The sequence below is a fragment of the Pseudomonas sp. LjRoot277 genome (assembly GCF_964253845.1).
Taxonomy (GTDB): Bacteria; Pseudomonadota; Gammaproteobacteria; order Pseudomonadales; family Pseudomonadaceae; genus Aquipseudomonas.
The window spans coordinates 2,008,032-2,019,029 of the sequence record NZ_CAXURI020000001.1 but is presented as its reverse complement, the minus strand read 5'-3'; the positions used below and the strand labels follow the sequence as shown (position 1 = coordinate 2,019,029).

General features: G+C 51.2%; 5 protein-coding genes. 2 read left to right on the top strand and 3 right to left on the bottom strand.

From position 1 onward, the window contains the following. Positions 1–91: 91 nt before the first annotated feature. The gene (locus tag ACSQ87_RS09575; RefSeq protein WP_223430735.1) at positions 92–2,086 is read right to left on the bottom strand and encodes a polysaccharide biosynthesis protein; all 1,995 of its coding nucleotides are present in this window, start codon (positions 2,084–2,086) and stop codon (positions 92–94) included. Positions 2,087–2,763: 677 nt separating this feature from the next. Between ACSQ87_RS09575 and ACSQ87_RS09570 the strand changes: the two genes are divergently transcribed. Then, complete coding sequence (locus ACSQ87_RS09570; protein ID WP_223430736.1) at positions 2,764–3,564, top strand: ABC transporter permease; 801 nt, start codon at positions 2,764–2,766, stop codon at positions 3,562–3,564. A 13-nt stretch (positions 3,565–3,577) separates the two neighbouring features. Continuing rightward, on the top strand, positions 3,578–4,321 hold the full coding sequence (locus ACSQ87_RS09565; protein ID WP_150655198.1) for an ABC transporter ATP-binding protein: 744 nt from the start codon (positions 3,578–3,580) through the stop codon (positions 4,319–4,321). A gap of 263 nt (positions 4,322–4,584) precedes the next feature. On the opposite strand, the gene ACSQ87_RS09560 is transcribed toward ACSQ87_RS09565, so the two are convergent. Then, on the bottom strand, positions 4,585–5,562 hold the full coding sequence (locus tag ACSQ87_RS09560) for an NAD-dependent epimerase/dehydratase family protein (protein WP_223430737.1): 978 nt from the start codon (positions 5,560–5,562) through the stop codon (positions 4,585–4,587). Positions 5,563–5,836: 274 nt separating this feature from the next. Beyond that, a complete protein-coding gene (locus ACSQ87_RS09555) occupies positions 5,837–10,786 on the bottom strand; it encodes a glycosyltransferase (RefSeq protein ID WP_223430738.1) in 4,950 nt (1,649 codons plus the stop codon). Positions 10,787–10,998: the final 212 nt, after the last annotated feature.

The following is a 10,998-nucleotide window of genomic DNA, read 5'->3' as shown; positions in this document are numbered from 1 at the left end:
CGATAAGAAGAACAGCTATTGCGAAGCTGCCCCCAAATCTGGGTCATGGGCAACTCTGTCAAAAATGTGTCTGTTACAGAGCGTGTAACAATCAAGGTTCGAGGCGACGCTGCTGGTAAATCAAGTCGACGATTTCACCATCCGGGGCGTAACCACTGACAGTGTCACGCAGAAGTTGGCGAACCCGCGAATAATCATCCCGCTCAACGGCAGACAGCAACTCTATCAAGTTGCGCTGGAGCACTTCCCAAGGCAAATGGTCCTCCTTGGCACTCATGATCATCGGGTGCTGGGTAGCGGACACGTTGTCGCCGATCAGCAACTCTTCGTAAAGCTTTTCCCCGGGACGCAGCCCAGTAAACTCGATGGCAATATCGCCTTGCGGATTTTTCTCCGAGCGAATGCTCAAGCCAGACAGGTGAATCATCTTCTCCGCCAGCTCGATGATCTTGACCGGCTCGCCCATGTCCAGCACAAACACATCACCACCCTGCCCCATTGAGCCGGCCTGTATTACCAGCTGTGCCGCCTCGGGAATGGTCATGAAGTAACGGGTAATCTTCGGATGGGTAACCGTCAAGGGCCCGCCCGATTTGATTTGGCTGTGAAAGCGCGGAATAACCGAGCCAGACGAGCCCAACACATTACCGAACCGCACCATGGTGAAACGGGTCTTGTTGACCCGGGACACATTGGACTTGTCCCCGAACAACACCGGCGCCAACTCACGACTGAGGGCCTGCAAGGTCAACTCGGCCAGCCGTTTGGTGCTACCCATGACATTGGTCGGGCGTACGGCCTTATCGGTCGAGATCAGCACAAAGTTTGCAACACCAGCCTCCAATGCAGCCTGAGCGGTATTGAGCGTCCCGATCACGTTGTTGAGCACACCTTCGGCAATATTGTGCTCAACCATCGGCACGTGCTTATAGGCCGCCGCGTGATAAACCGTGTCCACGCTCCAGGTCTTCATTACATCCAGAAGTTTATGGGGATGGCGAATCGACCCCAGTATCGGTAACAACCGGACAGGCAACGACTCACGAGCAATACGATGCTCGAGCTCAGACAAAATGCTGTAAAGATTGAATTCGCTATGATCGAACAACAACAGCGTGGTCGGTCCAAGGGAGAAAATCTGCCGACAAAGCTCGGAACCGATCGAACCGCCCGCCCCCGTCACCAAAACCGTCTTGCCCTTGACACATCGAGCCAACAAATCAGGCTGAGCCGGTACCGAATCCCGCCCCAGCAGGTCAGCAATGTCGACTTCCTGAATGTTATCCACCTTGACCCGACCACTGGCCAGATCAGTGAAGTTCGGAACACTGCGCACATGGAGCGGGAAACCCTCCAGAAAATTGAGAATCTCCCTGCGCCGCGCACGGGTCGAAGACGGCAACGCCAGAAGAATTTCCTGAGCCCCGGTCATGTCGATCATCTGCTGAATATGCTTGGGCTTATAGACCCGCAACCCGGCAATCGAACGATCCGCGATAGAGGAATCGTCATCGATGAACGCCACAGGGCGCATCACGCGGCCCATGCGCAACGCTGCAACCAACTGATTGCCTGCCACGCCTGCGCCGTAAATGGCGACCTTGGTCAAACCATCGTCTCGATTGACAAACGGTACATGCTGCGCAGCGGTGAACCAATCACCCATGAAGTATTGACGCATGCACAGACGCAGGCCGCCAATGATTACCAGGCTTAGCCACCAGTAATTGAAGATGATGGAGCGCGGCACCACGGCCTGGTGATTGCTGTACCAGTAGACCACCACGGCGAGGATCAGCGAGGACAGACTGACCGCCTTGACGATGGCAATCAGCGCATCATTGCCGAAGTAGCGCATGACGGCGCGGTACATGCCAAAGCGTACGAAAAGGGGAATGGCAATAATCGAGGCACTGACGAACAGCCAGAAATGCGACTTTAGCGGATTGTACATGTCGTCGATGCCGAGGCGGACGATAAAGGCCAGCCACAAAGCAACCCACACCAAAACCACATCGGTGGCGACCTGTATCAGTCTTTTTTGCCTGCGAGGCAAACCAAGCAACACTCTGCGTATTTTATCCATTCAAGCTTTCGAGCCCGTAGCCCCCTCCTTTTACGCGGTCGTCGATCGGCATTGTAACCACAATGAGGACGAGATCGCCCAATACTTGCACAGGGCAGGACCCAGGAACGAGCATTTTACTCAAAGCGCCGCTATAATTCGCCCCTCTGACCGGTCTGCCGGACAGACAACGCGAGGACGCGAAACCCGGTCGAAAACCAGGACACGTTGCGGCTGTGGAGCTGCTCGTCGGCAACCATCAGCCAATCTCTCTGACCCCTTTCGAGCAGGCGATTTACGTGGGGCACTTACGACCAGACGCTGCGACCTGGCTCAATATGCGTATCTGGAATGTAGGAAATTTCTTGGGAGTTAACCTCTGACCGTGGGATGATAGAAAAAGTGCAAATCATCCGGCAGGAACTTTATTTCTGAGCATTAGCACACCTGAATCGCTCGACACATGCACTGTTTTCTGAACGAATAGCTCAAGCTTGTCATGGTAGCGAGCACACCGAGTACGCGCACGCCATACGAAACCGCTTCAGACTTTACCCCCCTCCTTGCAGCGGGGGCATTCTACGTGGAGTAGATCCCGCGATCGTAAAAAACTGGAAACTAGACGGGATGGAAAAAGTGACACTACACCCTCCTACAAGATTACAATCATCGACTGTTTTGACAACCCGGTATTTCGAATGCTAAACAACTCAATTGCCGCTGCCATGGCAGACATAGCGACGGCTGTAAAGCGCTATTCTCTGGTAGGCATGCTCGGATGGCAGGATGTACGTCAACGGTATAGGCGCTCTGCTGTCGGACCGTTTTGGCTAACCATCAGCATGGGCGTTATGATTGGTACTATTGGCCTCGTATTTGGCCAAATATTTAACTCCCCCATGAAAGACTTTCTGCCATTTCTTGCAGCAGGTATGATTCTCTGGAGTTTTATTTCTACCTGCGTGTTAGAGGGCTGCACCAGCCTCATTGCCGCAGAAAGCATTATCAAACAACTCCCCATCCCATTATTCGTGCATATTTTACGCACGATATGGCGCAATACTTTGATCCTCGCGCACAACATCGTCATTTTCCCGCTTGTGCTGCTGGCTGTTCAGAAACCATTGGGTCTTGGAGCACTGTTGAGTGTCCCGGGCTTTGCGCTGCTTGTTCTCAATCTGGCATGGATCAGCTTGATATTGAGCCTTTTATGCGCTCGATATCGCGACCTCCCGCAGATCATTGCGAGCGTCTTGCAAATTGCCTTTTATTTGACGCCAATCATGTGGCTTCCAAGCCTGCTACCAGGACGAGCCGGCACCTATTTACTGGATTTGAACCCCATCTATCACCTCGTTCAAATAGTCAGGGCCCCCTTGCTCGGACAGGATGTGAGCACTGTTAGCTGGTGCGTGGCCGGGGGCATGGCTCTGTTTGGCTGGTGCATAGCGATCATCATCTATGGCCTCTATAAACGTCGCATTGCTTATTGGCTCTAAGAAGAAAACTATTATGGCTTCTATTGAATTTCATAACGCATGCGTTGATTTCCCTATCTATAACGCAAGTGCTCGCTCTCTGAAAAAGCGGCTGATTCAAGTCGCTACAGGCGGCAAACTCAGTGCCAACGATCAAGGTCGAGTGATCGTCAGAGCACTGGAAGACCTTACTTTTTCCCTCAATGACGGAGAGCGGGTTGGATTGCTCGGTCATAACGGCGCTGGCAAAAGCACATTGCTCAGACTGCTGAGCGGTGTATACGCCCCCTCCGCTGGCACCGCCAGTATCAGCGGCGAAGTCGCTTCCCTCATTGATATTTCATTAGGGATAGACCCGGAGGCATCCGGCAGGGAAAACATCTTCATGCGCGGCATCCTGCTTGGGATGACAAAAAGCGATATTGCAGAAAAACTCGACGAAATCATTGAGTTTTCAGAACTGGGCGACTTCATTGACATGCCGGTACGCACGTACTCTTCCGGCATGCACTTGCGCTTGGCCTTTGCGGTATCGACGACCATCAGACCTGAAATATTGATCATGGATGAATGGCTGTCGGTAGGGGACGAAGGCTTCAAGCACAAAGCAGAAGCTCGGATGAACGAACTGGTCCAAGCCACCAGCATTTTGGTGATAGCCAGCCACTCCCGTGACCTGGTGATGCATACATGCAATCGGGTCATTTGGCTGGAGCACGGCAGAATAAAAATGGATTCAGATCCGGAAACAGTTACCCGAGCTTATTTTGGTAACTAATATTTTCCTCCGTGCCTGTAACCTTCATTAAGCTAAAAGAAACAAGAACGCCGATTTGTTAGATATGTTCGTGAGTACAAACATATCTAACAAATCGGCGCTCTTGTTTATGGCCTACCTTCAATATATTGAATAGCACAGCATGTGCCATTCTTAATCCTCACGCGCCTCTCAATTCCATGGCGGATGCCCCAACCGGAAATTTTGAGCTGCGCACCTGAGAATTATCTGACCGGGCTTATAATTGCAGCCCCATCGTTAAATCAATGTGTTGACTCCGGATTATCCAATAACCAAGCGGCAAAGCGCTCCAATCCATGATCGAAACTCACGAAAGGGACCCACCCCAAAGACTGTTTGGCGCGCTCGATATCCAGGACACTGACAGGTACGTCAAATCCGCGACCCGACAAGTACTGACGCCTTGCATTTCGCCCCGCGACCCTCTCGATCGCGTCAAGAACCTCATTGAGACTATGTCCGCGCCCTGAACCTATATTGAACACATGCTCTTCACCGGATCGCGCTGACGATGCCAACAACGCTCTCACCACATCAGAGACATGAATGTAGTCGCGTACAATCGTGCCATCGCCCCAAATCTCAACCGTCTCGCCACGCAGGACTTTGCCAAGGAATACGGCAACCGCGCCTTGGCTAGCATAGGTGCGCTGCCCCTCACCAAAGGGGTTTGCAAGACGTAGAACAGTATAGTCAAGGCCGTATAAGCGATGGAAAAGCGCCAAATACTTCTCGATCGCCAACTTGGCAATTCCATAGGAACAGGCCGGGTCAGTAGCATGGGTTTCTGGAATAGGTACTTGCGTAGGCTCTCCATACACCGTACCACCGGAGGAGATAAAAATAATCTTCCTCAGGCCGGACTTCACCGCGAGGTTTAGCAGGCGGATGGTCGCAACGACATTGCTCTCCACATCGAAGACGGGATCAGCATTTGAAGACTTGGGGAGTGTAGTAGACACAAGGTGATAGCAAACATCGCAACCTTCCAATGCCTTGGCGACTTCGGCCTCACTGGTGAAGTCTCCTTCGCAAAGCTCGAAATTAGGATGATTGGAGTGGGATTCACCCAACGGCACCACATTGGGACGATCGAAACAGCGCACCAAATGCCCCTGATCGAGCAATGCGTCTATCAAGTGGGTGCCTATGAAACCACGCCCCCCCAAAACCAGGGACCGCTTAACGGGATTAGGGGAAGTGTTCTCGGAATTGTTCAACGTTGCCCTCCAGCGCTTGAAATGGTTGGACTGCCGCCTTATGCAGCAGCAGACAAGGCGGGCGTGACCTTCCCCATCCTTAGCAACCATTGCAACGACCTACACTTTAATTTTTAACGGAACACACTGTGACAGCTAATGATACGTCAAGAGAGGCGGCTTACCAAATTGCCGGAGACGCCCGTCTCGCTCTCAGTGCAGGCCTGGCAATCAGCCGGACCTGCCCTGTGAGCCCTCCCCTTAACGCTAGCTGTCCTGCTTACAGCAAGTCCGGCTACAGGTCTTTAACAGTCATGCCAGAGCCTTCGGCCTTCGCCGACTCCGCCCTGTGCTGCTGAATGTCACGCTCGAACAAACGAAGATATTGAGAGGCAACGGCGTCAATTCGATATCGACTGGAAACGCCTTTCACCAAGCCGACGGCTTCCTGGTATTTCCGTTCATCTGTCGCGAACGCTGCAATCACGCGGGCCGTGCTCTCGATTGGGACTACCCAATCTTCCAACTCGATAATCTCCCCTGCAACACCGCTCTCTATCGTCAACATGTTTTTGATGTCGCCAACGTCGGTGGCAATGTATGGCTTGCCGGCAAACAGGCAATCGACAATGGTCAGAGGGAAACTCTCGGACCTGAAGGTCGATAACATGATGCCCATGTCCGCGGCAGCATAATGGCCTACGGAGTTATCACTAAAGCCAGCCAGGTAAACGAAGTCCGGCGCACCTGCTTGACAGTACTCATCGTACACCAGGCCATTACCGACCAATATAATACGGATGTCCCGACCGGAAAGTGATCGCGCAAGTTCTACCGCCTGGATAGCTTCGCCCCAGCCTTTATCGGGAATTGCCCGACTGACACAACACAATACAAAAGCATCCTCCGGTATACCCATCTGCACGCGCGAGATTGGAACGATTTCCGGCGGCTGCAACCCGTTAGGAACCTTGACGAAACGGGGAGAAGACTTGTCGTACAGCGAGATGTCCGAGAAAGGAACAAGATTCTTCTCAGCGGTATAGACCCATGTACTGACACCTTTGTCAGCAATGCGCAACTGTTCATCAGTCACTCCATTGCCATGTTCAATCATCCCGTGCAGAGCAGCCACGTGGGCGCCGAGCTCGGAAAAAACATCCGGGACATCGACCGGGTACTTCTGAACGTACCACTGGTGGCTATTAAGTGCTTCAATTCCGAAATCATGAATGATCTCTTTCACTGATTCGATATTCGACGTCTCGATCACCGGCACGTCGTTTCTCAGCATCTTGCGAACACCGTCTTCGCGTTTTGGTATACCGGCGCTAAACAAGGAAACGGAAATACCCTGGCGTTTAAACTCGTTTGCAAGTCGAATCGGAAGAATTTCGGCACCGCCCGGATAGAAGCCGATGGTGGAAACCATCACGTTCGGCAGTCGGTCAGCCCTTGCACGAACAATCGAATCATGGTCATACCAGCGTAGAAACTCTTCTGCGGAGCCCCCGACATAGTGGTCATACAGCTTCTTGCTGGATTCCTCGCAAGCCTCAAGCACCGACATCGGAACATTGTAGAGGGACTGAACCGTTCTGTTGGCCACCCCGAGCTCGCGATAAAAGACCTCTTTGCGATAAGTGGTGTTGGCAGTACTTGCATAATGTCGACGGAAGAAGTTTGTACCCTCAGTGGAGTAAGCAATTTTTCCGCCGCGCAGGATGTGCAAATAGAAGACCCAGTCACCGGCAACTTTCATTGACAACCACGACTGATCATCCAGCAGAGGCATATCAACGGGACGCTTGAAAAGCACGCCACTGGCATTAGGTATTGTATTTTTAATACCCAACGCCGCGCGCACTTCGTTATGCGCCGTGCTTACATAGGAACCCGCCCATTTATTCGCACACTCCAGATCACTTACATAGTTAAGGAACTGGTCCGGCATAACAACTTCGTCGGTGGTTACGAACTCACATTTCGAGTACGCAAGCATGACCGCTTCATCATCAAAACAACTGACAAGCGCCTCCAGAAAACGCTCATCACAGTAGTCATCGCTTTCAGCGACCCACACCAGGTCACCTGTGGCCGCCTTGATCCCCTTAGCCCACTGATGAAAAACGCCACCCGAATTCGTCTCATTGAATAACAAGCGCGTTACATCAGGGTACTTTTCCGCATAACCAGTTAACACCGAACGGCTATCATCAGTCGAACAGTCATCCATCAGGATAACTTCTATATTTTTGTAAGTCTGCCCATAAATACTATCCAGCCGACGAGCAAGGTAGCTTTCATGATTATAGTTTGGAACAATTACCGAAACTTTTGGCATAATGATACTGGAGTCAATATCCAGCAAAGCGCGTGTTGTTTCGTTCAACCGACCAAAACCGGTGATACTGTCTGGCTCAAGGAAAAGTCCTTCCTGCCAATTGTTCCAGGCATTCACGAACAGTAGACGGCGATCCTCGGGGAGAACTTTTCTCGCGCCTCTGATCGCCGCGTCAAGCCAACGTCCATAGTCACGAATGTGAAAGCGCGAATACACCAGAGGAGAATATTGCTTAAGCGCAGTTTCATCACGCCCCAATGAAATCGCGTGGAAAACCGGAGTAGTACGAAGATGTGTTTTCTGCGCTCGCACGATCCCTTGCGAAGCAACAAGGTTATACGGAACGGTATCTATTCCATTCTTGTTTTGCGGTGTAAATACGCCAGTTTCGCCCGGCACAGGATCTGCAGAAAGATCAAGCGCGGCGTCACACAAACCATCCAGGTCCTGCGCCAACTCTTCCGAACCCGCGAAGCCAAACTGAGCAATCAAGTACACGCCGTCACACAGTTCATTCAAACGCTCACGTAGCTTGCGAATTGAATCAACGATGTCTTCGTCATACTCATTGAGCTTAACCACGATGACGGGTCGCTCATCAACCTGCACACATCGCTTATCAGCTAGAACTGCAACAACAGGCGTAATCAAGTTATTCGCCAGGCCTTCCTGATGCAAATCTATTTGAACGCAGAAATTAAAGTCGATTTCTGTATGGGCAAGAAAAATGTCCAGAGGCTGTGGCGACGCTTGCACAACCGAATCTGCGCTCAGTTTGAAGCAAAAGCCAAACAAGCCATGGCTCTTGGCACTGAGTGCCTGCTGGGTGAGCACACGCCCATCCAACGAATCATACAACCCAAGCATCTTGTCAGGGCGTGGTCGCTGCGAATTGCCTTTGGCAGCGAATCTGGCACTACGCAACGCCTCCCAGTCAGGCGATACATAGAACGCGAGCAACTTGATGTCGCTGTTAACTTCACCAAAACGGATGTCGTTTTCGTGATTAATGAGTGCGTCCGGTACCGCTATTCTATGCTCCGCCGCGCCAGTGACAATGTAATGCCAAAGCGGGTTGAGACCAATGTGTTGAATGTCTTTGTAAAGTGCCAGGTAGGCGCGCGTATCAAAGTCCATGGAAGGATTTTTACCTTCGCGCCAGCCCTGTTCACAGTAGTGCCTGAGCGGATCTACCGAGACCTCCGGTACATCGCTGTACATCGCAAGGTAGTACTTCTCGTCGAACAATCCTGACTTTTTGACGGCTTCGATCTGTGCCTCGAGCACAGCCTTTAGGACCGGTATCGGTGTATATTCACCATACGGATTGAAAACCGCATTGCGCCCGACGGGACGACGCTTGACCGCCGTCATTTCGCAAATGCGAACTGGCAATCTGATTGGACGACCTTCGAGCTGTCCGCATTGAATGTAGTGAAGCAGCGGATGAACCTGAGCCTCGGCAACATCAGGGTTAGCCAACAGATAATCCGAAGGACTGAAAGCGGCGCAAGGATTGCGATTTTCTATCCAGCCCTTGAGCATGTAGTGCTTGAGTGGATCAGTGCTTTTTGCCCGCACATCTGCATTATTGGCCAGGTAATATTCCGGATCAAACAACCCGCTTTCTTGAATCTCACGAAGAGTGTTTTCGTTATAAAGCTCTCGACGACGCCTTAACGAGTCGACAACTTTACTCCATGTCAGCGTTCTGACGTTATGGACAGACTCTCGCACAAACCCTGAAACCATGCGCACAGACGACATTAAACGCCAGGAATGCGAAGAGAGTAATGCCTGGAGTTCCTGCTGCGTCTTGAGCAGATCAGCCTTCAGACTGACATTCTCTTTTTCGTGATCAACCAAAACGGCTTTGAGATCGACTAACTGCCTGTTGAGCACACCCACAGATTGCTCAAGACTGGCGATATGCCGGTCACGCTTAACCAAAGAACCCATGAGCTCTTTTAACTGCGATTCACGTTCGAACAGAGTCGGATTCAATGACGCAATTCGCTGATTCAAATCCTCGATCTGTTGAGTCAAGTCCTGGATTTGAAGGGCGCGCGCACCTATTTGTTGACGACTTTCCCGAATCAGCCTGGCCGCGTCAAACGCGAGATCCAACTGCTCTACCGTAAACGCTTCTGTACGTTCTGGTACCTGCCTGTCATATCCGAAGACATCAAAATCTTCGGCATACAACCCTTTAATAAAATTCGCACTTCGTTCCGTTATAAAATCAGGAAGGAAGGGAATGACATTTTCACTTGGTGAAGGCTCTGCAAAAGGATCGGCGGCCTGCTCACCGAAGTGCTCCGATAATGCTTTATGGAGTTCAGGGGAACTTTCAATTTTGACCAACAAGGAATAATTGATCAGATCCGGACGCAATAGCGTGGCTTGAGGCGCCCAAAAATCTTTTTCAGGTGAAGATGCGCTATTACTAGCGAGATACTCCAGAAACGCCTCAAAAGCCGAAGCAATATCCGCTGCGCTTTTTACCGGCTGCTGTAACAACTCAAACTTTGGATACGATGCGACCTGCTGCGGATCTTGCAACAGTATTTTCGACTGCCATGCAGAGAAGATGCGCTCATAAGGGTTTCGTACGGCGGCAAATCGAAAATATGTATCAGAAAGAAGAGGTTCCAAAAGGTCGTCTATTTCCAGCCCGCTGACATGGGGCGCAACCTTGTGAAACTCGTGAACAACTTGATCAGAATTGCTACCCGCAGCCTCACCGACGCCACGCAAGGCCTGCGAACAACCTTCCAGCGACGCAAACCACCACTTCAGGGAAGTACTCGCAACCTTGGGGGTACTAACGTATAAAACCTTGTACTTTTCGGAACGGAAACTGTTCCACTTGAGATAGTCAAAGACTTTTTGTTTGTCCACTGATGACAAATCACTAATATTTAGCATATGCGTCAAAAAATCCTATGGGCATGCTGACTCTCAGCAACGCACTTCCAATCGAGTAAATTATCTGCACTAATCCGAACACCCTGTAAGACGGCTACAACCATAGCCCTACATAAAAGGGTAACACTTGCAAATGACCACTCCCTGGTTCCAGCGACGACTATACGTCGACGACGTTAGCCCCC

Coding starts and splice junctions, on each gene's coding strand:
- ACSQ87_RS09575 (WP_223430735.1), bottom strand. CDS start 2,086: ATGGATAAAATACGCAGAGTGTTGCTTGGTTTGCCTCGCAGGCAAAAA.
- ACSQ87_RS09570 (WP_223430736.1), top strand. CDS start 2,764: ATGCTAAACAACTCAATTGCCGCTGCCATGGCAGACATAGCGACGGCT.
- ACSQ87_RS09565 (WP_150655198.1), top strand. CDS start 3,578: ATGGCTTCTATTGAATTTCATAACGCATGCGTTGATTTCCCTATCTAT.